The sequence below is a fragment of the Microbulbifer variabilis genome (genome assembly GCF_052467165.1).
Window position 1 is genome coordinate 2,722,289 of the sequence record NZ_CP174301.1, and the last position, 24,707, is coordinate 2,746,995.

Genomic DNA, 24,707 nt, shown 5'->3' on the forward strand with positions numbered 1-24,707 from the left:
CAACATTCTTAATATAATTTAAATACTAATCAAATTCGTGAATTAATTACTTGTTTGGATGATAATTAGCACTACTCCAGGCATTATTAATTTCATCCGCCTGCTGTTGAGCATTAAAGTGCTCCCAAGTGATACCATTAACATCCTTTTCTTGGGTAAAAGCGGTTGCAGCCGGATCTTCCCATCCCAAGTGCCTAAGAGTCCCAGGTCTGCACTTTGGGTCTTTGCGGACAGATAGGTTCAGTGAGTCGGTGCGCCATAAAGCATATTCACCAGCAACATAAGAGCATGGGGCGCAGTTTAGGCGAGTACTATAATCTTGTACTGTTTCCTCAATTCTATCAGTGGACAGTGCTATATGTAGTTTTTTCATACTTTGCTCTTTAGCCAGAGTGTTTTCGGAAAAGTCAGTTACTTCCTGCGGCACCCGCTTCGAGTTGCTTTTGTACTTTATCCAGGTTAAAAGACCCCGGTACTTGACTGGGAGGGTACTCCTTCATCGTTTGTAAGAATTTGGCAGCGAGCTGCTGCATCGGCACCAGCACAAAAGCTCTGTCAATAAACCAATCGTTATAGGTATTGGAGTTATGCTGCGCTTTTTCGAAAGGGTCCTGACGCAGGTTAAATAGAAGAGGAACCCGCAATTCCGTAAAAGGTTCACGCCAGACTTCAAAACCCTTTCCGCGGTTTTCCAGGAAAATGGCCTTCCAGGGTTCATAACGCATGGCTACTATCTGTCCATCGTCGTTCACATAGATAAATTCCTTGCGAGGTGATAGCTTTGCCTTGCCGGTGAAGTAATCCATCATATTGTAACCATCGACATAGTTTCGATATTGCCGACCTTCCAGCTCCACCCCTGACTTTAATTGCTCTTTAATATTGGGATTTCCACCTGCAGCAGCCAGAGTAGGCAACCAGTCTTCATGTGAAACAATACCGGTTAATGTGGTTCCTGCCGGGAATTTACCCGGCCAGCGTACAAAGGCAGGGACCCGATAGGCCCCCTCCCAGTTTGAGTTCTTTTCACTGCGGAAGGGGGTAGTCGCTGCATCAGGCCATGTATTGAAATGAGGACCGTTATCGGTTGAATAGAACACGATGGTATTATCGGCAATTTGCAGGTGATCCAGCAGGCTGAGTAACTTCCCTACCAGGATATCGTGCTCCACCATACCGTCCATATATTCATTACTGTTCGGGCCCGCCAGATTTGTATGCTCCTCCCGTACATGAGTGCGAAAGTGCATTCGGGTGGCATTCCACCACACAAAGAATGGCTTTCCGTCCTGGTGAGCACGCTCGATAAAGTCTATGGCCGCAGCAAGAGTCTCATCATCAATGGTTTCCATCCGTTTCTTGGTCAGTGGGCCGGTATCTTCAATAGTGCCCCTAGCGAAGGACTTTATGACTCCACGAGGACCAAACTTTTTGCGGAACTCTGGATCTTTGGGATAGTCACGATTTTCCGGCTCTTCCTCCGCATTGAGGTGATAGAGATTTCCAAAAAATTCGTCAAAGCCGTGATTAGTCGGCAGGTGCTCATCCAGGTCACCTTGGTGATTCTTGCCGAACTGCCCTGTAACATATCCAAGGCTTTTCATCACCGTAGCGATTGTCGCATCACTCTTTTGCCATCCCTCTTTGGCTCCCGGGAGTCCTACTTTGGTCATTCCAGTTCGCACCGGAACGTTGCCTGCCAGGAAAGCTGCACGCCCAGCAGTACAAGATTGCTGGCCGTAGTAATCGGTAAATGACAACCCTTCAACTGCCAACCGATCGATATTTGGGGTCGCGTACCCCATCATGCCGCGACTGTTAAAGCTGATATTCCAGATACCGATATCATCTCCCCAGATCACCAGGATATTTGGTTTTTCTGGCATTTGAGGTTGGGGTTTACCTTGCTGGGACTGAGCTTGAGCAGGGCTCTCCGGTTGTTTTTCAAGTTGCTCTTGTTCTCCGAGTTGGGGCTGAGGCTGAGGCTGAGGCTGAGGCTGAGGCTGAGGCTGAGGCTGAGGCTGAGGCTGAGGCTGAGGCTGAGGCTGAGGCTGAGCATTAACTTGCCACTGAAGACAGCAAAGTAAACCAATAGCCACTGCTACTCGTCGCGACAGCAGGAAAAGTGAATACATGACGGACCTCATCACTCGCTTTGCGGGCTCATATCAAAACAAAAGTACCTTGCCTGATATCCAGAATATGACCCCTGTTATTGGTGCCAGAGTTCAAATCTTGCACTTTCTTTGAGGGGTAATACAGCAAGATTAGACAAGTCTTTACCCATTGGTGCCTGCTATACCAACACTGCTCGATATGCTTCCCTGGCGAAAGATTTGATTAATTTGGCGCATGTACTTTTTCACCGTTTCTGTCCTCTTTTTCGGCGGTTTGTACGACGGGAAATATCACCTTCCAGTCCTTGGCCATATCTACAACCGTCCAGCCATTGGGTTTCGCAGCTTTTAGCGCTTTATCCAAGCGTCCCACCCTGGAATTGCGATCATAAGCCCACTCCCTTTTTGCATCGGTATGATGAATCAACATCCCAAAACGCGGCCCAGGGCCTGATGTTACCCACTCCAACATCTGCAGGTCCCCATCGGAGTTTCCAGCGGCAAAAATCGGACGGCGGCCAATCATCTGGCTAATACCGATAGGTTTGCCTTCTTTATCATTCACAAATTCGACATCATCAGTAGTGATAACACGCGGCTTGCCATCACCATCCTCATAGCGGGCTTTCAGTCGGCTACCAACAACCTGCTCTGGAGGAATACCGTATAGCTGTTCAGAAAACACACGGATAAAATCTGCGCCACCTCCAGAAACTATATAAGTTTTAAATCCTTTCGAGCGCAGGAAATTTAATAGCTCTCGCATTGGCTGGTAATACATAGCAATGTAGTGCTTTCCTGTGAGCGGATTTCTGGCTGTATTAAGCCAGGAAGCAACAACTTTATTAAATTCTTCTCTGGTCATATCGGCATGAGTCGCACCGATCATTTTCTCCAAACCGGTTCTTCCCTGTGCCAACAAGGTGATCATGTCATCGTTGAGAATCGTCGCAAAAGGCTGCTCCGACTTCCATTCAGGGTGTTCCGGTGCCAACCGCTTTACTTCATCCATAGCAAAGAGCAGCTGAAAGTAGGCTGGCTTTTCTGCCCATAAGGTTCCATCGTTATCAAATACGGCTATACGTTGTTCAGGAGGGATGAAATCTGCGCTACCTTCCTGAGTGACCTTATCGATGAATGTTACGATAGCGGACTTTGCAGCAGTACTATTCCATGAAGGAAGTGGCGCACTACCACGTTCGTTAGCAAAGCAGGCATATGCTGACACGAGTAAGCCATATGCAAACAGATACGCTTGAATCCTGACCATACCCACAAACCACCCTAATGGTTAAACGTTACTCTTTGGCGGCGAATGAACTAATCTTGCTTTAGCAATCCCAGAGCCGAACTGGGTTATTCAGGACTACGCAAGAATTATGATAAATATAGTCAGCGGTATTTCCCGACTTGTCGTGCTCTTGAGTCTTCAAGCTCTGATTGCTTGTGGGCCGAATGATCGCAGTATGTCCAAAGTAGATAAGGTTAAAAACCTCGATACCTCCACAACTCATAATCAGCAGATAGATCAAGCTGCGCATAAAGAAACGACTTATGTAGGGTCTAAATTTTGCGCTCACTGCCATAAGGAAGAGACCAGCGCCTGGCAAAGTTCCCACCATGCTTTTGCAATGCAGGAAGCGAATGAAGGGAGTATCCTCGGCGATTTTAATCAGTCAACTTTTACCTATGAGGGTATTACTTCCACCTTCTATAAAAAGAAAGGGGACTATTACGTCAATACTGATGGGGCCAACGGCGAGCTAAAAGATTTTCCTATTGCCTATACATTTGGCGCAGTACCACTGCAACAATACTTGATTCAGTCTCCCGGCGGACGCCTCCAGGCACTCAGTATTGCGTGGGATAGTCGGTCCAAGGCAGAGGGGGGGCAGCGATGGTTCCACCTATATCCAGATGAGAAGATCTCACATAAGCACTCCCTACACTGGAGCGGCATCAATCAAAATTGGAATTTTATGTGTGCGGATTGCCACTCCACAAAACTACAAAAAAATTACGACCTAAATACCGATAGCTTTAAAACCAGCTGGTCCGAAATCAATGTTGCTTGTGAGTCCTGCCACGGGTCAGCATCCAAACATCTAGAATGGGCTGAGAACAAGCAGTTAAAGATCAAAAATTTTGGATTTCCTGTTGAACTGCATTCGGTCAGTGCGACCAATTGGGAAATGGACCATGAAAGTGGCATTGCCAAAAATAAGGTATCCAAAAAAAATCAAGAGCTACAAACCTGTGCCCAGTGTCACTCCAGGCGCACTACTTTCTTTCCTGGCGCAAAAGCTGGCAGCCAATTTCTGGATCACTATAATCCCGCCCTGCTGCTACCGCCGCTCTATCATATAGATGGTCAAATTAACGAGGAAGTCTATGTTTACGGTTCATTCCTGCAGAGTAAAATGTATGCAGCAGGAGTTACCTGTAGCAATTGCCATGAACCACATAGCTTACAGCTGCGCAGTAGTAGCGATGGTGTCTGTTCCCAGTGCCACCTCCCGGAAAAATTTGCGCAAGTCGATCACCACCTTCACCCTGTTAATAGCTCCGGTGCAAGATGCGTCAATTGTCATATGCCATCAAAAAACTATATGCAGGTAGATAGCCGTCGGGATCATAGTTTTCGAATCCCAAGGCCAGACCTTTCTGATAAGTTAAACACACCCAATGCCTGCCTCAGCTGCCACCAGGAACAAACCAACCAATGGGCAACTGATGTACTGCGCAGAAAGTTTGGTGCCCCCGACAAGTCTCATTACGGCGAAGCGCTTCACGCAGGATTTTTCCAAGCAATCGATGGGGAGAAAAAACTAAGCCAGCTAATTACAGATTCCACACAGCCAGCAATTGCGAGGGCGACCGCAGTAACCCTACTCCCCCAGTATTTCACACGTCATTCCGCCCAGCTATTGCAGGCAATAGCGCAAGGTAACGAACCGCTTCTCAGTTTGGCTCTAGCCCAATCACTGGATAGAGTACCAGCACAATTTCGCCCGGCACTGGGCATTCCCCTTCTCTTTGAGCGTGAACGCGTAACACGCTCGTTAGCCGCCAATGCACTGGGATCATTGCCCCTAAATAATTACCCAGGCCCGGTTCAGAAGCAGTTTTACACAGCACTTAAGGAGTACACCGCCTCAGAGTTATTTAATAGTGATCGCCCAGAATCCCTGGTCAACCTGGGCGAACTACACAGACAGAGAGGTAATTCCAGCCAGGCAGAAGTTTTTTTTCGGCGAGCAATTAAGAGTGCCCCCTATTATGTCCCTGCCTACGTGAATCTGGCGGACCTGTATCGAGTTGAGGAGCGTGAGGAGGAGGCTGAGAAACTACTGCGGCAAGGCCTGAATCGAGCCGAAAGCAAAGCGGCAGTTCAGCACTCCTTGGGGCTATCTTTGATACGGCAGAGCCGCCACTCAGAGGCAATTAACTTTTTGCAACAAGCTGCAGAAGCCCAGGAAACCAATAGTCGTTATATCTACGTATATGCTATTGCCTTACACTCGGCCAAAGAACCATTGCAGGCACTTTCAGTACTTGAAAAAGGATTGGATCAGTTCCCATCCTCACCAGATATATTGCAGGCAATAATCTCTATTCATCGTGAATCTGGCAATCTCGAAAAAGCAAAAAAATATGAAGTACTACTTACTGGAAACTATTAAATACTTTGAGCTAAATAGACCTGTTAATTCTATATAAGTATCAGAGAACACTTTGCTATTCCATTTATACATCCTCTAGTATAAAAAAACTAGAAATCGTAATAGAAACTCAATCGCAGTAGATGCTCACTGGGAATCAGACCAAATTCACAGTTATCACAGCCGGAAAATACTTGAGCCTGAAGCCTTGTACTGAAATGTTCTGTCCAATTCTGGATAAATTCCAGATTGTGGTATTGACTCTGATCGTCAATATTATATTGGATGCTTTGACGATATTGGAATTTACGCTCTACACGCGTATTGCCCCACATAAAAAACAGATATTCCCGTCGTAGCTGCCCCACAGATAACAAGCCAAAGCTATCAATCAGGAAATTAAAAGCTGTGTGCGCCTCTGTTGATTGTAGGCTTGTCAGGGAAAAGCCTGACTGAGTGAGATTCAGCTTAGCCACATCTATTTGCTCAATTACCTGATCCCACTCTTCCGCTGTATAACCATGCTCGTTATACAGATATTCTGCCGTAATATCCCAACCATCATTTAAGCTTACTTGGGTGCCGAGAACCGCTTTCAAGTAACCGAGATCCTGCAGGTCGGCGTATTGCATATCACCTGCCAGTGCTAGCTCCCGCTGGTGCTCCCAGGCGCCCTCAAACCTTAGAGTGATATTATCGTCAGCTAGTGCACTTAATCCAAGGGCAACATTAATATCCCCACCTTCTAGCTGGTGTAATACCAGACGAGTATCCAGGTCCCCCTCTCGGTTGAAAACCAACGCATACTGATAATCACTATCGCCAAATGGAAGGTCCAGATTTCGGTCCAAGGTATCTTCCACTTCAGCAAAGTAGAAACCCGTATTCCAATCCCCGTAGCGAAAATCCAGATGAACCATATCCCACCCTTGTTGTTGGGTCAGGTCATCGGTATCCAGGTTTGGGCGATCATAAACGGGCTTGAGTAAATTTGCGGGTGACCAGTTGTAGCCATTGCTCCACTGTGGCTTCATGCGCCCAACATTCACTCCAAATCGTCGATTAGAGGAATAGGAGGATAAATAGCCTTCTAATAAGTAGTGGCTGAACTCATCAGAAGCACCTCCTGATTCATCTACTCGATAGTCCCCTACGAGAGCTAAACGTGTATAAGCGGAAAAATAAGAACCGGTAGAAAACTGGCCACTTAAATCCAATGCCAGTTGGGACTCCCTTTCACGAAAAACCAACCCTCCAGGATTAAAGTATTGATTGTCCCTAACGCTATTTTGCTGGTGGTAGGCAATAGCAGAGACATCAAAGTTCCATGAAGCAGAATTTTCCAACATATCACTACCGAGCTCACCCGCCAGATTGGCTTCGGAAGATTCGGTTGAAAACGGATCTTCATACTCCTGTGCAATGACTAAGGGAGGTAGTGAAGCAATACACAAAAAAATAGCCAGCTTTTGCCGGACCAAGCTAGGATTTGCCATGATCTTTACTTCTTTTAATTCAGCCTACCCAGAGAAGCCTTTTGAAAAATAGCCGGATCTAGCGCTTCAAGCTGGTAATTATCAAACTTCATCCAGGTATAGTTATCCTGCATCAGTGCATCAACTAACAAAATCTTGTGTACTTTCAATTCGCCAGAGTACTTTTTATACTCTTTGTAAAATGCTGTTTTCAAGAGGCGGTCGGAGCGGGAATAAAACTCACTTTTTAACGGTTGATGGCCGTCGGCTTTTGCCATCCATACCTTTACTTTGGTATATGCTACGCCGGAAGCAGTCGAAGTTAACTCCAACAACCAATACTCCTGCTCTTCGACTGATTCCTCACCAACAATTTTTGCACGGTAGTCCCTGGAGAAGTTAGTGCCCACTACATCTCCATTACTGGTCTCCCCAATTAAACGCTGCGAAGGCGCTATTCGGATAATACGGCGGGTCCCCGGAATATAGAGCCACATATTGGAGTCTTCTTTCAACATTGTCCGGCCCCTTTCTCGGGCGGGTGACTCGAAACGAATCAGGGATTTATCATTGAAGACTTTAACACTGAGCGTATTTGTTCGGGGCTCTTTATCTTTTTTGTAGCTGATATTAGTGATATCGAATACAAATCCTTGATCCCTATAGCCCCTGACCTCATCCAGTCGATTTACCAGGTATTCCGCTGTCACTTCAGCTTTTGACGATAGACTGAAAGCAAGCAAAAACACAATCCAAAAACCAAAGCGATATTTTTCCATCACAATACTCTTTCTAAGCCTCACGTCACTGGATAGCTCGCATTAACATCAGGTAAACCTCAGAGCATTCACTACGGGTATTCTGGATGCTTTCACGGCAGGATAAATACTGGAAACCAAAGAGATGAAAAATCCCAAGACAAAGGTTTTGATTAAAATTTCAGAAACTACAAATACCCGTATAGGGTAATCTTGGGTACTACCCGGTGGGCGCGGCATCATCCACTCCGCATAGGTGATGCCTTTAGCAGCCAGAACGCCTACAAGTAGACCTAAAAGACTACCGATAATACCCAGGAATACGGATTCCAGAAGAATTAACCCGACCACTTGGGTGGGGGTTCCCCCCATGGCTCGAATAGTACCAATCTCGCGAGTGCGCTCCATCACTGCCATCAGCATGGTGTTGGAGATACTTAAAGCCACAATTACCAATACAATAACTGTAATAAAACCAAAGACACCATTGAATAGCCCGACGACCTGGTGATAATAACCAGCCAGATCCCACCAACTCTTTATTTCCAGTTTTAGACCCTGCTGTTGAAATATCCTTTGCAAATCACCAACGACTTTGTCGGTCATTTTGGTATCGTCCAAAAGGACAACCAGCCTGGTTACATCTGAGGTATAAAGCAACTCCTGGGCAAGAGGTAAATTGACGCGAAGTAGACGATCATCCAGCTCTTTTACACCAGTGCTAATCACTCCAGCAATTTGGATATCCACCGCATTGATCGCCCCATCCTGGGTGCTAGCCAACAAGGTCAAATAGTCCCCTATTTCAGCATCCAGTGAATTAAACAGCCCCTCTCCAAGGTGCGCAGCAGCCGCATCTTCAGGAAACAGGTCCTCTCCTGCAACAATATGTATAGCGGAGGAAAGGAGAACTTCTTTTTCCGCATCGATACCAACCCCCGTTATGGCTATAGACTGTTTTCCATCACTGAGAAGCCCATTAAAATTTAGTCTTGGAGCCACCACCAAAGCCTGGATTTGCTCTTCAATTACATCGCTAATCTCTACTAAGTCAGCAGAGGAGATAAGGTATTTCTCTGGTTCAGCCTTACCATACTGATCGAACCCCTCTGCATAAACCTGGATATGACCTAACTGCGAACGAATCATACTCTCACGCATACCATCGTACATAGACTGCACAAAGCCACCAAATATAATCAGGCTCGTGCAACCAAATACAACTGCTGCCAGAGTAATCAGACTACGCCGTCCATTTCTCAGGATATTTAACAGTGCTACTTTCCAACCCAGAGTCATGGTTACAACTTCTCCAGCGCCTGGCGAGACTTTTGCGCCCAATTGGTTTCAGAGCCCGCCAGCTTTGCCCAAAGGCTTCGGGCCTTCTCTGCCTGCTTATTACGACTATAGGCCTGCGCCAGGTAGAACTCGACAAATGCCTGGAACTCTTCGCCATATTTCCCACCTATTTGTTGCTGAACCAGTTCTAGATCTTCAACCGCATAGCGGGCTCGACGAAGGAACGCCGGCATATTTGCACAGCTGATGCCGCGCTGTAACCGGGCACCCAAGTCAAAGGGGGCTTGTTTAACAGCTCTATCCATAATGCGATTTCCCCTTCTAGAGAATAAGGAAAGCTTTGCCAGCTGGTCTGTATAAAAACTGGATCGAAACGAGATCGCTGAACCCAGGGCGGCACTTAGTTCTGAATCATTATCCTGTGACTTCAGTAATTGAGTGATCTTCTCTTCCAGCAATTCCACTTGTGCCACTTGTGTATCAGCCGAGGAAGTGAGCAATGCCAGCTCGGCTAAGTAGGCAACTTTTTTTTGTTCCGGGGTGGAATTTTCATTTAATCCAGCTATCAGTAAAGCCCGCTCACTATTCTCAGGGGGAATCTCAGTGGGTGGTATATATTCTTCAGCCCATACTTTTGATAGATGGCTGGCTAAAATAAAAAAGATAACAAAAAATCTCAGAGCATATTGCTGAGCAAATAACTTCATACCTCTACCCCCGACTCATCAAGAACAGTTTCTGAATATTTATTGGCCTGCCTATTTTCAGCAAGACTATCTCCCACTAATTTTCCATCCAGAATAGTAATAACTCTGGAAGCCAGGCTGGTCACATAATTATCGTGTGTGGATATAACGAAGGTGACACCCTGCTCCTTATTCAGTTTCTGTATCAACGCCATAATATTTTCAGAGGTTTTTGAGTCCAGATTTGCAGTAGGCTCGTCAGCCAGCACAATATCGGGCCGTGTAACAATCGCCCGGGCTATGGCTACCCGTTGCATCTGCCCACCAGACAGTTGTGTAGGCCTCTGATTAACCTGCTTTTCTAGACCGACATCTTTCAGTGCCTGTAAAGCCCGCGGCTTTACATCTTTCACCCCCCTGAGAGTCAGTGGATACATCACATTTTCCAAAGCGGTCAGTACCGGTATCAGGTTAAAGGACTGAAACACGATGCCAATATGCCGGTTGCGGAACCTCGAGCGCTTGTGCTCGCCCAACGCCCCGACATTAACCCCCCCTACCTGAACGGTGCCGGAATCGCACTGATCAAGTGCAGACAAAATATTCAGCAAGGTGCTCTTTCCGCTGCCACTCGGGCCTTTAACAGCTAAAAATTCGCCTTTATCCAGGGAAAGAGTGATTTCTTTGAGCGCATCCACCCAAACATCACCCATCGCATAGCGTTTAGATACATTATTAAGTTCAACCAGCATTAGGCTTTGCCCAGGGTTACAACCATTTGACTTAATTGCTTGCAAGCATCCTGCATTGTCGAGGGACAGTCAGCCAGACTTTCTGCCTTCTGAAAATAGTCAGAGGCTATACTAAACTCGGAACTATCTTCCTGCCCCTTAACCCAATAGGCATTGGCAAGAGCGAGATATACCAGCTGCCTGACCTCAGCAGGTAAAGCCGCAGGGTCTTCATCAATTACCGCATTAAACCAGTTTTCATCTTCAAAGACCCGATCAAAGTGACCGCTGATCTCACCAACAAAAGAGAAAGTCAGTAAACGAACCAAGCGTACATTAAAATCAGAGTTCGCCTGTACTGCGGCCGCATCCACTTGGCTCATCGCATTACGCAGCCGATAGAGCTTGTAGATCCCCATAACGGGATCAAACATAGCCCCGGCCAGCTTCCCGTCATTAGAGAAGTAGGCAGCCTTAACCAGCATATTGTCAGGATCTTTCTGGTAAGCAAGGCTCAATAACTCATCTGCTCGATCTATTTCATTGTGATAGCTGTACAGTTGACCAAGCTGCAGCATCAACTCTGTGTCAGATTGATCCTGTTCAAGCTCCGCCTTAAGGAACTGCAACTGCTCTGTTTCTGATTTACTATAAGCGACCTTTTTAAAATCTATGGGAGCTGCCCCTGAAAACCAGGCAACAATATTTCCGATAAAAAGGCTGCTTATTAGAATTGTTAGCACTTTCTTTAACATGGGCTACCCCCCTATAAGAGATTTACATCTCGACAGAATTCTCAAGTAATTGGTTATCCATTTCTTTAAGAGTGGTGTGTTCATCAAACACCAGATTTTCAGGACTCATAACTCCAGGATAAAGCTGTTCACAAATTAGTATCACTTCAACAATATTGAGTGAATCAACACCAAGCTCAGCGATGGGAGTATCCGCATCGACGGAATCAACATTCAGCATAAGAGCTATCTGCTCACAGAGTTCCTGTACTTTGCTCTCTACGACTGCTGTAGACATACCTAATCTCCAATAACATTACCAACTTTTAAGGGATAGAATCGCAACAAATAATCCAGAGTAAGGGCATATATACATATATGCTGTTCACCGCCGGAATATTTCTGTTGCCGTTTAATAATCTTGGCACTAATCATGGGTGGAATAAAAAACCATACGCGAGAAAGCCACTGGTTACCGTAAAAGAACACCCTTTGAAATGATTCATAGACATTTACTATTGGGGCATCGTCCAAAGAAAATACCGGCGCTACACTGTTTTCCTGATTTGCTGATTCAACAACCCTGATTTCCTTACCAGCTCCAGCAGCTAATGTATTGAGCTGGAACAGAATAAATGGATAGTAAAACTGCTCTGCCAGATAGCAACCTAGGGACTCTTTACTTCCCGAAGCCTCCCAGCTTGACTTGATTAAGCCATTGATCTGATCGGTGTATTCTTGTAGATCAACCCCCTCAACTACGTTGGACTTGTGGGCTCCATTAAAGACATCAGCCCTTTCTTTATTAAGCCCAAAATTTTTCGGCAGACTATCTTTGGATATTTCAAGAACCGAATCTTCATTGTCTTGTAGTTGCTGTGAAATTTCGGCAAAAAATACATGATCGAAAGGAGAAAACAGGTCCGTAGCCACTTTGGGCAGAAGGTTGTAAACTACATCCCCTTTTGCTTGAGGTTTCACCAAAGTCGCATGTAAACCCGGTTGCTCCGGCAAGGTTTCATCCAGCCAAATAAGCTCTTCTGCATTAATCATCACTTCATCGCCAGGAAAAAGCATATGGACATTTTTCAGCAGGCTTTTTCGCTCTGTCGGAAAACCAAAGTATTCCAGTTCGATTAAATAATGAGGATCAACTTTATCGGCACCCACCGCTATAAAAGAAGATAGACATCTTCCTATATATAACTGTTCATTAAAGAGGAAGTGATAAAGGGGCAAACTGAATGATTTGCCAAGCTTAATATGAAAGCTATTGCGATCACTTCGCTGAATCACAGAGTCATGATCTACAAGTGGAATAGCTTCTGACTTTTTGTATTTGGCAGGATATAAATTAAGTAGGGAAAGCTCTGCTCCAACTGCCAGAGTTACGGATTCCACACCCGGAACATCGTAAACCATTTGCTTCACAGGCTTGCCTCCAGCTGACGCTCAACTACCTTATCCAACCAGCTGGAAAGTGGTTTGGCCGATGCCGAAATAGCTGACATATGCGTGGCTTTTGGAATCTCGGTCAGACAAGACTCAACCTGGGGAGATATATACCAGTTCATCACTGTATACAGAATATGAGCGTCGACCACCTCATCATGCTCACCGACTGTGATGTGGCACGGAATATCCAGACTGGCAAACAGATCCGTATATCTTTTGATTGTATAAGCGCTCAGGAGATTAAAGCTACAATCAAGAACTCTACCCTGGTTACCGGCATCCGACCCCACTGGAGGAAAGCTCAGCACAGCCATCCGCCTGAAAACAGGAAAGAGCATTGCCAGCCAATACTTCCACAGATTTATTTTAGGCAAATTTTGTTGCTCAGGTCCCGCCATCGGCCGTGCATGTCTTCTCTTGCGGAAGTAACGGATAAAGTACTCAAGGCCTGAGGTAGCAATATCGTACTTCCTGGTTTCCTCTGCCTGGGTTAATGGCGGAGCAATAGCGAAGAAACCCACAATGTCCTGGGTACCATATATCCCAAGGTATCTTAAGCACGCAAGAGAACCTGCACTGTGACCCCCCAAAATAATACGACGTACTCCGCGCTGTTTCAGGTGATTAATTAAATCATGCAGATCGTCTTGTAATTGATCTGGATAGTCCAGGTCACCTGGACGGCCTTCACTTTTGCCATGGCCACGCCAGTCGGGTAGACAAATGGTCATCCCCTGCCTGTGCAACATACGTCCAAACATCAGATACCACTGGCTACTAAAAGTACTACCGTGCATACAAATTAGTGCAGTCTCAGTATCATCCGCTGGTAACCAGCGAAATGCCAGGCTCTTACCATCCCTGGCCTTAAAAAACTCCTGAATCACACCGCCTCCACAACATTAATTTCAGAGACTTCTCGATTCATACCCTGCATTTTCCTCTGGTCTATTACTGAATCCATAATGCTATCAGGCTGGCTACGAGCAAATGCCAGAAATACAGGCACCATACCCGGCATGGCTATATATTCCTGAGTTTGCCCCCAGAGTGCCTTGGCTTTCTTAGAAAGCTTTTCAAGCTCAACTTCAGTGAGATCACCTGAGGGGTCCACAACGTTCACCATATCAGTGTGAAAGGTATCTTCATTAATCTTAGCCTGAACCGGGACCTCGGTTTCTTCGGAGAGCATTTCGGATAATTTGTCTGAGATTTTATTCAGGAGCCAATCTTTGTCCCCAACATTCAGGTTGGGCCTCTCCAAAAGGTCCGGCAATAAAATACTTTGCTGCACAACCATCCTACTGGCAAGCATCGGTAGATCCAATTTAGCTTCGATTACTTTAAGGAACATCTCCACCCAGAGCTTGACCCTTAAATCAATACGCCACCCATCTTTGCCACTGGTACCCATCAAGTAAACAAAATACTTATAATGATCGGCTCCAGATTCGAAAAAGCCCTCATCATTTCGGCGATAGTAGCGCCCCTCGGACTTGAGTACTTCAGCGGTATCTATCAGCTGCTTTTGCAGTATTAATTCAAGAGCCATATAGCCGCGACGCAGGTAGCTCTTGCGTTGCCAGTATTCCTGGTCAAGGTAATTTCCAGACATATAATCCCAGGCTATTTCCAAGAAATAGGCCGCAGTATTGTAAGCCAGTAGCGGCGAGCACAGTTCGGCGGAGTCAATGACCGGATACACATTAGCCACATGTGCATAAAGTCCCTGGTAAAACTCTTTTACTGTTTGGTTGGCAACCGGTAACTGATGATCCAGTACTTCCTGAGCTTTATCTCTGTCAGATTCACAAAGATCCATAAGAATGTATTTGGAAATATGATCATTGAACAGGGCGATCATATCGCCCCCCCCACTAAATAGCGGGTCCAGGAACATAGAAGCAAAGCCGGAAGTTGCCCAACGATCTGGAAAAATAAATTCGTCCGCACGATAAGCTAGCTGGCCCCAGGCCTCAAAATCCACAAGCTCCGCACCCTCCAACAACTCCGCAATCGCACGATATTCCGCCAGGAAATTCAGGAAGCTATCGCGCTTAGTAGGTGGTTTCTCAAATTTAGCCTTTTCTCCAACGATACCAACACTGGTGTAGCCACCACTCAAAGGGATAAACCATACCCAATAGCCATCCCCTGCAAAGTGATTGGTAGAGAGGAAACGGCCAAACGCCCGTTTTCTCCAAGCCTCATCACCCATGGAATCTATATCCTGGATATTCTTGAAACGCCCCCAAGCAGAGAAGTGTTCAGGCACATTTTTCTGCCGGGTTAGTTTTTTATGCTTTTTGGTGAATCGGTTTCGACCACTACAGTCCACTAACCAATGTGTAGAAATCTCCGAACTGTAATCCCCGGCAGACACCAGCACAGAGTGTCGTTTATCTGCTGGTTCTATATTGAGTGCCTTGGCCTTCACCCCCATGACAACTTCAATACCGTCTGCGCGATTCATCTCCACCAGATCTTCTTCCAAGCGGGCCCGATCCAGTTGGAAGGCCGGATGCGGTGGAATGCTGGTAGTCCCATGCTCACTCATTTCTGTGAGCGACAAGCTGTGATCAGGCTTGTCATAAAAGAAACGCAGACCATTTTTAGGTAAGTGATTACGGTATAGGTAGTTCACCAACCCCAGTTGCTTCATAAAATAGTGGCCTGTCATTTCGACAGTGGCTTCACCAACTTTCCCCCGAAACTCCTCGCTGGCCTCTACAACAAGGATTGAGATTTCCTTACTGCCTCGCCTTATCTGGCGCGCAAGGGTCAAGCCGGCCCAACCGCCACCAATAATGACAACGTCGTATTCTTTTTCTAATTGTTCGACTGCTTTCATTACAGTTACTCCACATCACTGAGCAGTGAGGCCCAAACCGGCGAGTCGACCCCACAGAAAGAGTCAGGGTCTTGAATTACCTCCAGCGTAAACCTGCTTCTGGGCAACTCATTGCGAATAAAGAACTTGGCACTAAGTATCTTTGACTCGTAAAAAGCTTTATCTGAATCTTCTTTACTCAATTTACTGGAGGCTGCACAGGCGGCTTCGAGTAATAACCAGGCCAGGGTAATATCCCCCATCATGTGCAGGATACGTGTACTGTACGCTGGGATTTTAAACATCTCTTTGGTCCGGACCCAGACATGAACAGCCTTCAGGGCTGCCTCCAAGTGTTCAAAGGACTGCTTCAGATGATCAAACTCCCCCTTGAATTGTGGGAAGTCTGCCGCCCTGCCAATAAATGCGTCGATTTCAGTCTTATATACCTGAAAGAGCTTGCTGGAATTGCCCAGGCCGAGCTTGTCTCGAATAAGGTCCTGGCTCTGGATATAGTTGGTGCCCTCCCAGATCGCCAGCACTTTGATATCTCGGGCATACTGCTCAATACCCAAACCTTTCAAGTAACCCTGACCACCACAGGTTTGAATCGCCAGCTCGCAGATTCTCCAGGCCTGATCACTGATATAGGCCTTAACAACTGGAGTAAGTAGATTTACCAGACCCTGATGGTGGGCTATCTCCGCTTTTTTGTCGGCATCACCGGCAAAAGTTTTCAGGAGACTTTCCGAAAGGGTCAACTTGGCAATCAGCGCACGACAGCCTTCCACCTTGGATTTCATCTCCAGCAACATACGCTGAACATCCACATGCTCAACAATATTTACACGGCTGGCTGTTGAGCTGAAACTCTCATGGAACCGCTTGCCTTGAAGACGCTTACTGGCATAGGCCAGCGCATTGTAATAAGCAGAGGAAGCCATCCCCAGTGCATAAACACCGGTACTTATCCTGGCCTGGTTCATCAGGGTGAGAAACTGTAGTAGGCCGACATTCTCTCTGTCGCCCAACAAATAAGCCCGACATTGGCCTTTTTTGCCAAAAGTCAGATGGGTATTGGCGCAGCCTTTAAAACCCATTTTATCAGCCAGGGATATACACTCCACGTGATTGAAAGCTCCCAGGCTGCCATCCTCTTCTACCCAATATTTGGGCACTATAAAGCAAGATAACCCATAGGTACCTGATCCGCTTTTCTCTCCTCTGCCCATTACAAAATAAATGGTATTACCTGTCAGGTCATGCATACCGGCGCTGATCAGATATTTTTCACCACTTAGTAAGTAAGTGCCATCTTCCTGGCGAGTAGCTTTGGTTTCCACCAGGGAAACGTCACTGCCAGCCTGAGGTTCAGTCAAGCAAAGACAGGAAGTCCACTCGGAGGTTGCCAGCTTGTCCTTGAAGAGCGCCTTTTGGATATCACTGCCGTACTTTTCTACCAAAGTGGCGGATGGCAGGCAGAAACCTCCATATGTCATAAAACTGGGGTTGGCGCCCATAAACATTTCCAGGAGCATCTGCATAACGAAAGGCGGCAGACCGGTATCCTGTGCCCCATCCACAGCAGCCATATTCCCCCACTCCTCCTTGAAACGTTTCCACATTTCAGGAAAGGCACTGGGGAGTTGAACCTTGCCATCTACAAGGTGGCAACTTTGTTCATCAGCTTCCTGATAACCTGGCCCTAAGACTTGATAGGAAAACTGCTTTCCACGCAACAAAATATCATCCAATATTTCTGGCGTACAATTTTTATATAGCGGGTGCTCAAACAGGGTTCGGGCTTGGTGAAACTGGTCTTCAATCAGGAATTTGAATTCCCTTAAATCAGCCTTGTAGATATTTCTACCCATGTTTGGCTCCTTGATTCTCTAAAAGGGATCGCCAGCTGCCAGAATTTAGCACCCAGTGAAATATTTGATTGTGCCTTCCCCGATACTTTCTTTTGGGGTAACTCAAGGCTTCACGTACATGTGGAAGGTAGTCCTGCCCTAACGTGTCTCCGATATGCTGCGCCGTACTAAAATCGGCAAAGGCATCCTCCAAAGACAGCGTCTCGGTATGGACCAATCTGGAAAGCAATCTAGCTCGGTCGATTGCGGGACTCACTACCTTTATACACCCTGCTCTACCACCACCACCGAGTGTTATCAGCCAAAGATTCTCAAGTTTTTTCTCAAGAAAGTACTTTCTAATCTCAGCTAGCGGTTTGATACTCAAATAATGCAGGCCATCCTTTTCAATACTTGGCAGCCAGGTTGACCTTTCTGCGCCAGAGAATCCTTTCAATAATCCTTTGGCCCACTTGGATTCAATATCAAAGGAAACTACCTGACTCGCATCATCGAAATTGACGGACATGATTCGCTTTAGACTCTTTACCAGCTCGTGTGCGCCAGTCAATGACGGGGACTGCGATAAAATGTCACAACTTGAAATCTGACAGATGCTCTGCTCGTGATATTTTCTGGTAATCCAGGTGACTGCTACACCGGTAATTACACTGAGGCCATCTTGTCCTGCTTTCACGCCTATGCCCAGGGAATCCAGGCATTCCTGCTGACGTTCCTTACCCACCTCCAGGTTGATAATCAACGCATCAGCTTCAGCTCGCCGTGAATAACTAAGGATCGCAGCATGAAAGCTGGTACAAGCACTACCTACGAAAAGAATATTGTGGGCGGACTCTTCCAGCTTAGTAATAAACTGCATTACGCGCTGCTCGAGCAGCACATTCGCCTCCCCGGCAGACACGATATAGATAAGCTCAGGAAGTTCAGCAAAACCATCCAGATACTGATTCAGCGATTGTACTAGCTGCTCCGTCTCCCCTTTATTGTCCAACCACAGGCTTTTGATATACATGTCTACGCGGTCCTGTCCTTGACTGTCGTTTCTACAGCATCAAATCCAACGGCTTTTAATTTGGCTGAAATACCTTCCACTAAATTCCAATGTAAATCGGAAGGGTCCTGCTCGCAGGCAATTCGAATTTGGATTTTATTATTCCCCGCCTCTAATGGATGCCGAGGGAGTGTGTCTTCAATGGCAATATATGGTTTTCCTTCACGTTGAAGGAATGCCTCTTCAGCGCGTACATCCTGTAACATCAAGACCTTCTCATCGAGAAACTCTTTAGGCATGCGCCCACCTGCAGGCATTTGTATCCTAAGCAGGCACGTATCAATCCTGGCTTCAAAACTCTTAATACAACCGAGCAACTGGACGATCAAACGATAGTGCTCGGCAAAGTTTAGCATCATCGGGTTACTATTCACCGGAAGAATAGATATCGCTTCGAAATCCTCTTCCCTATGTAAAGGCAAAGTCCTGGCTGCACAGAGCTTAGGTAGATCTGGGTATGGATTACGAACCAGCGTAGCAGTAATTTCTATCAATTTACTCATACTGCCTCCGACAGATAAAAGGTGCTCTGCTGGTCAACACACACCTCTGCGGTACAGTAGTAGCCATTTAATGCAATAGAACAGGCCAGTATTTTTTTTGGCTGATGAAAATCACCATTGACACCGTGACAGATAATATTCAACCAGGGATCACTACCAAAACAGTGACCCCACCTGTCATGTAAATCGGGCAGTTGCTCGAAACCATTGAGCAATTTGGTAAAAATTTGACGAATATTTTCCGGGAAGAATGGCAATGATAATGTGAGGTCGTCCCTACCAGCTGCCATTTTTCGGATAATCGTTGCAAACTCGGGGGTAGTATTATAGGTAACAGCACAGCTTGCAGTGATATCATTTTTTTCAAATGATTCCACTTCCAACAGCAAAGTACAAAGACCAAATCCGCTATTCCCCCAGTTTTCATTACTCTGCCAAAAACTTAAGTCCAGTACATTGGCATCCAGAATACTGACCATGACATAACGGGCATCAGGGTTCTGTTTTAAATAATAACGAAGGCTATAGCCCCACGAGGCGCATTCATAAGTATTCACAAAGCTGGTCACAGGGACATGCTGCTCTTTTCCCACAACATTCAAATCACTCTCCGCAATAGCGCCCGTTGTAAAGGGCAATTCGATCATTGTTGAGCAAAGAAAGTGGCGGCCGATCTCTTTCCTTATATCTGGTGAAATTGCTTCAAGTACACGAGTACTCTGCTCAAAGAGAATTTCACTGACGTGAGCAAAAGCACTACGGAGACTTCCGCTCGATGAAAAAGTAATACTTTCGATAGGAGTGAAAGCGGCAGACTTCAAATACAAACTCATACCCGGTGCCCTTTCGCCTTGCTATAGATCTCGAAAAAGCAGCGGTAGGAGCTTCCTTCCATTTTGGTAAATGCCAACAAGTCACGCTGACGAGCCTTATTTTTTACCTTGCCAGAAGCCACTATATCGAGAAGCAGTTCATTACTGGCAAACTTTGTCGCTAATACCCTGTTTACACTGTGCATTGAAAAGATCGTTGCCGAAGTCTGCTCGTTGCACAGGTAAATGAGGTATTCAATATGTTCCTGATCTGTAACTGAGAGCTCTACCTCTCCCTGATCTTTTAACCACAGCACAAAGTGCATCAAAGACTTTACAAAACGGGGACGAACCAAAGTAAGGAAACGGTTAACACTACCCAACCCCCCCTTACTGAGTAACATATCTTTAGAGACTTGCACACTGCCTTGACAATTACCAAGCTGCAGCCTGCCATCCAGGAAAGGTTTTCCAACAGGTAACTGTTTTAATTCAGCACAAAGATCAGGGGGCAACATCACCGTGATTGGAAATGGACGCGCAACCTGTTTCGCTACAACCATGGCAAACCCAAGTTTCTGGGCTTCAATACCATGCACCTTATTAACATTGAGTACCAAGCTCTCGTCACTATCCTTAAGCTCAGTCTTCCAACTTTGCAGGCTGGGCCCGCCGGGGTCCGTCATTAAGAAGTGACCAAAAATCCCCCCCTCTACCCAATGGTTCACCTGCGCTAATTGCTCATCTGTAGCAGTCAGGCTCATCATAATGGAGCCAAAAAGCCCGATCATTTCATGGAAATGCCCCGAAAGCCCTTCATCCCGCACCCTATCAATAATCTGATCGATTACGTAGGTCTGCTCAAACTGCTCTAAAGGCTGCTTTACTGAGGGCTCCCTAAGCGGAGCCAAGTCAGTCAGCGGGTCTTCAATAATCATCGAGGCATCAAATAAGCGAATGCAGGCCCGCTCCAGCAGGCTCTGAAAGGTCGCAGGAACAGGCGAAATCGATGCGAGCTGGTCAGCGACAAAGCCGCCAGCAATGGATTGCAATTCCATGAACTACTCCATCAGGTAGGATTTTGCGGACGGCAGGCTTAGGAAAGGAGCGACGGTATAGCTCGCGTTATAAGCACCACAATGACTAAAAATAGCCAGGTCTCCAGGCTTTACCTCAAGCTCTTTAACCTCACCGATCACATCCTCTTTGTTACAGGATGTACCGACCAAAAAGCAGCTACCGGCCTCTTCCTCGGGTTTAACTACAGTGCCTTCGCGTAAGACCAGGGGTTGCGAGAATCGCTTGAAAGCACTTTCCGTTTTGGCCAATAGAAAATTCTGGGCCATCCCCCCGTTACAAACACCGTAACGGCGCCCTTCTATCGACTTCACATAGCGCACTTCAGTAACAAAGTAGCCAGCAGACTCCATAATGGCCCGCCCGCTTTCATGGATAATACTGATATGGGAAGGAAATTCTGAAAGAAGACTTCGATATTGGTCAAAATCAAAATTCTCATCCTCCCAGTTCGAATTGAAGCCACCTCCAAGGTTCACAAGCGAGAGCGGGTAGCCTAGAGAATCCTCAAATGTCTCTACAATTTTTAGTGCAGCTTGCGCAGTAGAGTTAGCAAGCTTGGCAAAACTATATGATCCGCGGAAAACATGGAAGCCAGCAACGTCCAGGCCATACTCCTTACAGGTTTCAAGGGCTCGAATTGCATCTTCCCAACTCAAACCAAAATGATCTTTCCGGATTCCAACTGGAGGCTCTACAAACTGATCGAGTGTGCTTGGATTCAGGCGCAATATCAGGGGTTTGATCGGCCTCTTGCCCTGAAACTCTCTGATAATTTCCAATTGGAAAAGGTTATCTACTACCAGAGTACACTTACTGGCTATGGCGGCCCGAATAAAGCTCTTGTCCGCTGAAGGGTTATTGATGTAACGGGGACTCTCACCTCTCGGTAGAAGATTCAATTCCCCCACAGAGGCTATCTCGATACCGTCCTCAAAAATATGCCCACAGCGTACAATGAGATCGAGGCAACTGTTTGCCTTCAACGAGTAAATCAGGGATGTACCCAATTTTTCCTTTAGCTTGCGATAATTATTAGCAACATCTTCAATCGAGTATACGTAACAAGGCGTTGAAAATTGTTGTCTATTTTGGTCAAGCTGGGCAACAAGCTTTTCCAAGGAAGCGTTCATGGTATCCCCTAAAGAAATTCAATGTCATTCTTATAATGCGCTTATGTTTCAATCGTATTGATGACTAATAAGTCTCAGCGCTTTTTATTTTTGTATCATTGCAAATAGCCAGAATTAGAAACTCTAACTCAGGCCTGAAACTCTTGCTGCAGTAATTTTCTATCCACTTTACTATTGGCCGTCAACTGAATGCTCTCAGCAAATTTTATTTCCCGAGGTGTGTAATCAATATCCAGATTTTCTTTTAACCACACTTTAAACTGCTGCTGGTTTTCCGGTGTATTTTCATGCAGTTCAACAACACAAACGGCAATTTCACTTTGAAATTTGTCTTTTGAACCCATCACCACATTGAGGTGTACCTGCGGGCAAGCATCAATAAGGTTTTCCAGGTCTTTAGGGAAAAGGCAGAATCCTGCCTGCTTGATCAGGTCTTTGGAACGTCCCTTGAAATAATAAAACCCTTCATTATCCCTGCTGAACAAATCGCCTGTCGCAAGCCAGTTATCATCTCGATACAGGCCATGCACAATTGTCGCACCGCCCTGGGCATTCGGATCGTAATAAGCCTGCATTACCGCTGAGCCACGTACATACAACTCACCGACTTCGTTTTCTGCTACTTCGCGATAGCTATCTGCGTCACTGTCATATTGAAAAATTCGCGCATCCAGACCGGGAACCGGTTTCCCAACCGACCCCATTTTCTCCTCCCAAAGCTCAGGCTCCAGGTACATGGCCCTTTTACACTCAGTAAGTCCATACATTGAAAAAACGTTGAGTTGCGGGCAGTACTCTTTCCAGGCTCGAATCACATACTCAGATAAGTGACCGCCGGTATTGGTGATACTTTTCAGCAGTGAGAGATCCGGCTTCACCAGAGAAATTAGCTTTACTAATGCTGCCCCCATGGCAGGAACGATCGGTAATATCGTGATTTTATTCTCAGAAAGTGCCTTTAACGCATGAATTGGATTAAAGGGCTTATCATAGAGGACCGTCGTGCACTCTTTGTAGAGGGCAAATAGCACCTGGTAAAGACCGTAGTCAAAAGATAGAGGTGAGAGACAGAGAATCCTGTCCTGCTCAGTTAAGCGCAGGTACTCTGTGATTGACTCCAGTGAGGTCAGCACATTCTGGTGGGTGAGCATTATTCCTTTGGGGCTGCCCGTGCTACCAGATGTATAAATAATCAGTGCCAAATCAACCCCGGTTACCTCTGGGGGCGCACAAAACTCGAAACGTCTCTGCTCTGAGCGATAAGTCTCTAGGGAAACAATATCACCATCTTTGAAAATTACCTTCGCATTACAGTCTGAAGCTACAGATTGCACCGCAGCTTCGCTCGCATCACCTTTAACTGGTACTACGGCCAGTCCAAGTCGCCAAGCGGCCAGCATAACGGCTACAGTAAAAATATCGCTGTGTGCCCTGACAACAATCCTATCCCCGTTGATGAGACCTAGATTCTCCTGTTTCAACAGGGCCAGGGCCTCCTCACAATGTGAGAGGGTCAATTTTTCGCCGGTCAGGCTTTCCAAGCTTCCATGCCAAGAGTTAGCGACAACCTTATCGAACAGGTCGGCAAGCGAGAACATTCTTAGTCCAATTAATTATTCTAAATTTTTTAACTACGGTTTCCCCAGTTGCTCTTCAAAAACTTTCGGGGTCACCTACATGGGACGATCATTTTATAAAGTTAGCTCTCCATAATGACAAGTACTATCTTGAAATCCTGTGATGAAGTTTTTATTCAGCTACTTGAAATTAAGAAAAGTCAAAAATTGTTAGACATTTTTTGTTTTGTCTATCCGCGACAAACAGACAAAACGAACTCTAAGAATAAAGTTCCCAACCATTAACATGAGCTGAAATTAAATCTTTTTCTTCCACAAAAAATGACAACAAATCTTCCAGTAAGAAAAAAAATCCGAATATTCATGCAATTATTTCAATTAAAAAATGGCTGCCCACTCTACCTTTAGCAAGCCGATCAACTGCCCACGATTGACAAAAAAAACATATACTAATGACATTTTCATTCAAAAAATTTTCTTTCCTGAACAACCTTTAATCCATTTTTAATCAGGAAGTGATCAACCATTATAAACACCACTTAACATATTCGCTCAAAGCTCTTGATAAAATTAATATTATGAGAGTGTTATTCCCAGGTTTTTACAACTCGCCCCTGCATGAATTTCTACGTAATACGCCATCTGTCAAAACATGTTATAAATTTGCGCCACTTCTGAAACTGACAAAGAGTCCATCAGTAGAAGCGACTAATATGTAGTTGCCAAATTCTCTTTTATACGCGCCAGTAAATGACACCTTTTTACTTCTAAAGGCTTCCCTGCGCGGAAAATAACTTACAGCTGAAGCATTGGAAACTATTGCCTTTCCTGTCATTAATCTACTCAAAGGCAACCTCACCAATGGAGGAACAGAATTTGAACCGCCGGTCATGGCTGCCTCTCCAGCAAGTACGTCCTTGCATCCACGGTGGG

Annotated in this window: 23 protein-coding genes; 2 read left to right on the forward strand and 21 right to left on the reverse strand. The window is 45.9% G+C overall.

From position 1 onward, the window contains the following. Nucleotides 1-46 precede the first annotated feature (46 nt). Nucleotides 47-373: a VOC family protein gene (locus ACJJIP_RS12050; RefSeq protein ID WP_444945212.1), complete on the reverse strand. Its 327-nt coding sequence runs from the start codon at nt 371-373 to the stop codon at nt 47-49. A gap of 34 nt (nt 374-407) precedes the next feature. Then, a complete protein-coding gene (locus ACJJIP_RS12055; protein WP_444945213.1) occupies nt 408-1,886 on the reverse strand; it encodes an arylsulfatase in 1,479 nt (492 codons plus the stop codon). An 18-nt stretch (nt 1,887-1,904) separates the two neighbouring features. Between ACJJIP_RS12055 and ACJJIP_RS12060 the strand changes: the two genes are divergently transcribed. Beyond that, a complete protein-coding gene (locus ACJJIP_RS12060; RefSeq protein WP_444945214.1) occupies nt 1,905-2,087 on the forward strand; it encodes a hypothetical protein in 183 nt (60 codons plus the stop codon). Nucleotides 2,088-2,340: 253 nt separating this feature from the next. Here ACJJIP_RS12060 and ACJJIP_RS12065 read toward each other — a convergent pair whose 3' ends face one another. Beyond that, nucleotides 2,341-3,387 carry an HAD family hydrolase gene (locus tag ACJJIP_RS12065; protein ID WP_444945215.1) on the reverse strand — a complete coding sequence of 349 codons (1,047 nt, stop codon included), beginning with the start codon at nt 3,385-3,387 and terminating at the stop codon, nt 2,341-2,343. Nucleotides 3,388-3,496: 109 nt separating this feature from the next. Between ACJJIP_RS12065 and ACJJIP_RS12070 the strand changes: the two genes are divergently transcribed. After that, nucleotides 3,497-5,800 (forward strand): tetratricopeptide repeat protein, encoded by a 2,304-nt coding sequence (locus tag ACJJIP_RS12070; RefSeq protein ID WP_444945216.1) that lies wholly within the window; start codon nt 3,497-3,499, stop codon nt 5,798-5,800. A gap of 89 nt (nt 5,801-5,889) precedes the next feature. Here the strand turns inward: ACJJIP_RS12070 and ACJJIP_RS12075 are convergent, their stop codons facing one another. The 18 genes from ACJJIP_RS12075 to ACJJIP_RS12160 form a co-directional block, all read right to left on the reverse strand. Further along, entirely contained in the window at nt 5,890-7,275 is a 1,386-nt protein-coding gene (locus ACJJIP_RS12075; protein ID WP_444945217.1) for a hypothetical protein, read from the reverse strand. 14 nt (nt 7,276-7,289) lie between these two features. Further along, nucleotides 7,290-8,033, reverse strand: a complete 744-nt coding sequence (locus ACJJIP_RS12080; RefSeq protein WP_444945218.1) for an outer membrane lipoprotein-sorting protein — start codon at nt 8,031-8,033, stop codon at nt 7,290-7,292. Nucleotides 8,034-8,081: 48 nt separating this feature from the next. Beyond that, the gene (locus ACJJIP_RS12085; protein ID WP_020415027.1) at nt 8,082-9,311 is read right to left on the reverse strand and encodes an ABC transporter permease; all 1,230 of its coding nucleotides are present in this window, start codon (nt 9,309-9,311) and stop codon (nt 8,082-8,084) included. Between the two features lie 2 nt (nt 9,312-9,313). Next, nucleotides 9,314-10,018 (reverse strand): hypothetical protein, encoded by a 705-nt coding sequence (locus tag ACJJIP_RS12090; protein WP_444945219.1) that lies wholly within the window; start codon nt 10,016-10,018, stop codon nt 9,314-9,316. Further along, the gene (locus ACJJIP_RS12095; RefSeq protein WP_444945220.1) at nt 10,015-10,749 is read right to left on the reverse strand and encodes an ABC transporter ATP-binding protein; all 735 of its coding nucleotides are present in this window, start codon (nt 10,747-10,749) and stop codon (nt 10,015-10,017) included. Before ACJJIP_RS12095 ends, ACJJIP_RS12090 begins: the two co-directional genes overlap by 4 nt. Continuing rightward, nucleotides 10,749-11,483: a tetratricopeptide repeat protein gene (locus ACJJIP_RS12100; RefSeq protein WP_444945221.1), complete on the reverse strand. Its 735-nt coding sequence runs from the start codon at nt 11,481-11,483 to the stop codon at nt 10,749-10,751. The genes ACJJIP_RS12095 and ACJJIP_RS12100 overlap by 1 nt, the downstream gene beginning before the upstream one ends. A gap of 22 nt (nt 11,484-11,505) precedes the next feature. After that, on the reverse strand, nt 11,506-11,760 hold the full coding sequence (locus ACJJIP_RS12105; protein WP_020415023.1) for an acyl carrier protein: 255 nt from the start codon (nt 11,758-11,760) through the stop codon (nt 11,506-11,508). 2 nt (nt 11,761-11,762) lie between these two features. After that, nucleotides 11,763-12,893 carry a hypothetical protein gene (locus ACJJIP_RS12110; protein ID WP_282950913.1) on the reverse strand — a complete coding sequence of 377 codons (1,131 nt, stop codon included), beginning with the start codon at nt 12,891-12,893 and terminating at the stop codon, nt 11,763-11,765. Further along, nucleotides 12,890-13,804: an alpha/beta fold hydrolase gene (locus ACJJIP_RS12115; RefSeq protein WP_020415021.1), complete on the reverse strand. Its 915-nt coding sequence runs from the start codon at nt 13,802-13,804 to the stop codon at nt 12,890-12,892. The genes ACJJIP_RS12110 and ACJJIP_RS12115 overlap by 4 nt, the downstream gene beginning before the upstream one ends. Then, nucleotides 13,801-15,768 carry an NAD(P)/FAD-dependent oxidoreductase gene (locus tag ACJJIP_RS12120; RefSeq protein ID WP_444945222.1) on the reverse strand — a complete coding sequence of 656 codons (1,968 nt, stop codon included), beginning with the start codon at nt 15,766-15,768 and terminating at the stop codon, nt 13,801-13,803. The genes ACJJIP_RS12115 and ACJJIP_RS12120 overlap by 4 nt, the downstream gene beginning before the upstream one ends. Nucleotides 15,769-15,773: 5 nt before the next feature. After that, nucleotides 15,774-17,621: an acyl-CoA dehydrogenase family protein gene (locus ACJJIP_RS12125; protein WP_444945223.1), complete on the reverse strand. Its 1,848-nt coding sequence runs from the start codon at nt 17,619-17,621 to the stop codon at nt 15,774-15,776. Then, entirely contained in the window at nt 17,614-18,633 is a 1,020-nt protein-coding gene (locus tag ACJJIP_RS12130; RefSeq protein WP_444945224.1) for a hypothetical protein, read from the reverse strand. Before ACJJIP_RS12130 ends, ACJJIP_RS12125 begins: the two co-directional genes overlap by 8 nt. Before the next feature lie 2 nt (nt 18,634-18,635). After that, nucleotides 18,636-19,175, reverse strand: coding sequence for a hypothetical protein (locus ACJJIP_RS12135; RefSeq protein WP_444945225.1), 540 nt, complete (start codon nt 19,173-19,175; stop codon nt 18,636-18,638). Continuing rightward, nucleotides 19,172-19,996, reverse strand: a complete 825-nt coding sequence (locus ACJJIP_RS12140; protein WP_444945226.1) for a hypothetical protein — start codon at nt 19,994-19,996, stop codon at nt 19,172-19,174. The genes ACJJIP_RS12135 and ACJJIP_RS12140 overlap by 4 nt, the downstream gene beginning before the upstream one ends. A gap of 8 nt (nt 19,997-20,004) precedes the next feature. Beyond that, complete coding sequence (locus ACJJIP_RS12145) at nt 20,005-21,045, reverse strand: hypothetical protein (protein WP_444945227.1); 1,041 nt, start codon at nt 21,043-21,045, stop codon at nt 20,005-20,007. Between the two features lie 3 nt (nt 21,046-21,048). Further along, nucleotides 21,049-22,197: a type III PLP-dependent enzyme domain-containing protein gene (locus ACJJIP_RS12150; RefSeq protein ID WP_444945228.1), complete on the reverse strand. Its 1,149-nt coding sequence runs from the start codon at nt 22,195-22,197 to the stop codon at nt 21,049-21,051. A 128-nt stretch (nt 22,198-22,325) separates the two neighbouring features. After that, nucleotides 22,326-23,795 carry a class I adenylate-forming enzyme family protein gene (locus tag ACJJIP_RS12155; protein ID WP_444945229.1) on the reverse strand — a complete coding sequence of 490 codons (1,470 nt, stop codon included), beginning with the start codon at nt 23,793-23,795 and terminating at the stop codon, nt 22,326-22,328. A gap of 634 nt (nt 23,796-24,429) precedes the next feature. Next, nucleotides 24,430-24,666, reverse strand: a complete 237-nt coding sequence (locus tag ACJJIP_RS12160; protein WP_444945230.1) for a hypothetical protein — start codon at nt 24,664-24,666, stop codon at nt 24,430-24,432. Between the last annotated feature and the right edge of the window lie 41 nt (nt 24,667-24,707).

Bases quoted from the DNA above. Each gene is read 5' to 3' on its own strand.
- ACJJIP_RS12050 (WP_444945212.1), bottom strand. From the start codon at position 373: ATGAAAAAACTACATATAGCACTGTCCACTGATAGAATTGAGGAAACA.
- ACJJIP_RS12055 (WP_444945213.1), bottom strand. From the start codon at position 1,886: ATGCCAGAAAAACCAAATATCCTGGTGATCTGGGGAGATGATATCGGT.
- ACJJIP_RS12065 (WP_444945215.1), bottom strand. From the start codon at position 3,387: ATGGTCAGGATTCAAGCGTATCTGTTTGCATATGGCTTACTCGTGTCA.
- ACJJIP_RS12070 (WP_444945216.1), top strand. From the start codon at position 3,497: ATGATAAATATAGTCAGCGGTATTTCCCGACTTGTCGTGCTCTTGAGT.
- ACJJIP_RS12075 (WP_444945217.1), bottom strand. From the start codon at position 7,275: ATGGCAAATCCTAGCTTGGTCCGGCAAAAGCTGGCTATTTTTTTGTGT.
- ACJJIP_RS12080 (WP_444945218.1), bottom strand. From the start codon at position 8,033: ATGGAAAAATATCGCTTTGGTTTTTGGATTGTGTTTTTGCTTGCTTTC.
- ACJJIP_RS12085 (WP_020415027.1), bottom strand. From the start codon at position 9,311: ATGACTCTGGGTTGGAAAGTAGCACTGTTAAATATCCTGAGAAATGGA.
- ACJJIP_RS12090 (WP_444945219.1), bottom strand. From the start codon at position 10,018: ATGAAGTTATTTGCTCAGCAATATGCTCTGAGATTTTTTGTTATCTTT.
- ACJJIP_RS12095 (WP_444945220.1), bottom strand. From the start codon at position 10,749: ATGCTGGTTGAACTTAATAATGTATCTAAACGCTATGCGATGGGTGAT.
- ACJJIP_RS12100 (WP_444945221.1), bottom strand. From the start codon at position 11,483: ATGTTAAAGAAAGTGCTAACAATTCTAATAAGCAGCCTTTTTATCGGA.
- ACJJIP_RS12105 (WP_020415023.1), bottom strand. From the start codon at position 11,760: ATGTCTACAGCAGTCGTAGAGAGCAAAGTACAGGAACTCTGTGAGCAG.
- ACJJIP_RS12120 (WP_444945222.1), bottom strand. From the start codon at position 15,768: ATGAAAGCAGTCGAACAATTAGAAAAAGAATACGACGTTGTCATTATT.
- ACJJIP_RS12125 (WP_444945223.1), bottom strand. From the start codon at position 17,621: ATGGGTAGAAATATCTACAAGGCTGATTTAAGGGAATTCAAATTCCTG.
- ACJJIP_RS12130 (WP_444945224.1), bottom strand. From the start codon at position 18,633: ATGTATATCAAAAGCCTGTGGTTGGACAATAAAGGGGAGACGGAGCAG.
- ACJJIP_RS12135 (WP_444945225.1), bottom strand. From the start codon at position 19,175: ATGAGTAAATTGATAGAAATTACTGCTACGCTGGTTCGTAATCCATAC.
- ACJJIP_RS12145 (WP_444945227.1), bottom strand. From the start codon at position 21,045: ATGGAATTGCAATCCATTGCTGGCGGCTTTGTCGCTGACCAGCTCGCA.
- ACJJIP_RS12150 (WP_444945228.1), bottom strand. From the start codon at position 22,197: ATGAACGCTTCCTTGGAAAAGCTTGTTGCCCAGCTTGACCAAAATAGA.
- ACJJIP_RS12155 (WP_444945229.1), bottom strand. From the start codon at position 23,795: ATGTTCTCGCTTGCCGACCTGTTCGATAAGGTTGTCGCTAACTCTTGG.
- ACJJIP_RS12160 (WP_444945230.1), bottom strand. From the start codon at position 24,666: ATGACCGGCGGTTCAAATTCTGTTCCTCCATTGGTGAGGTTGCCTTTG.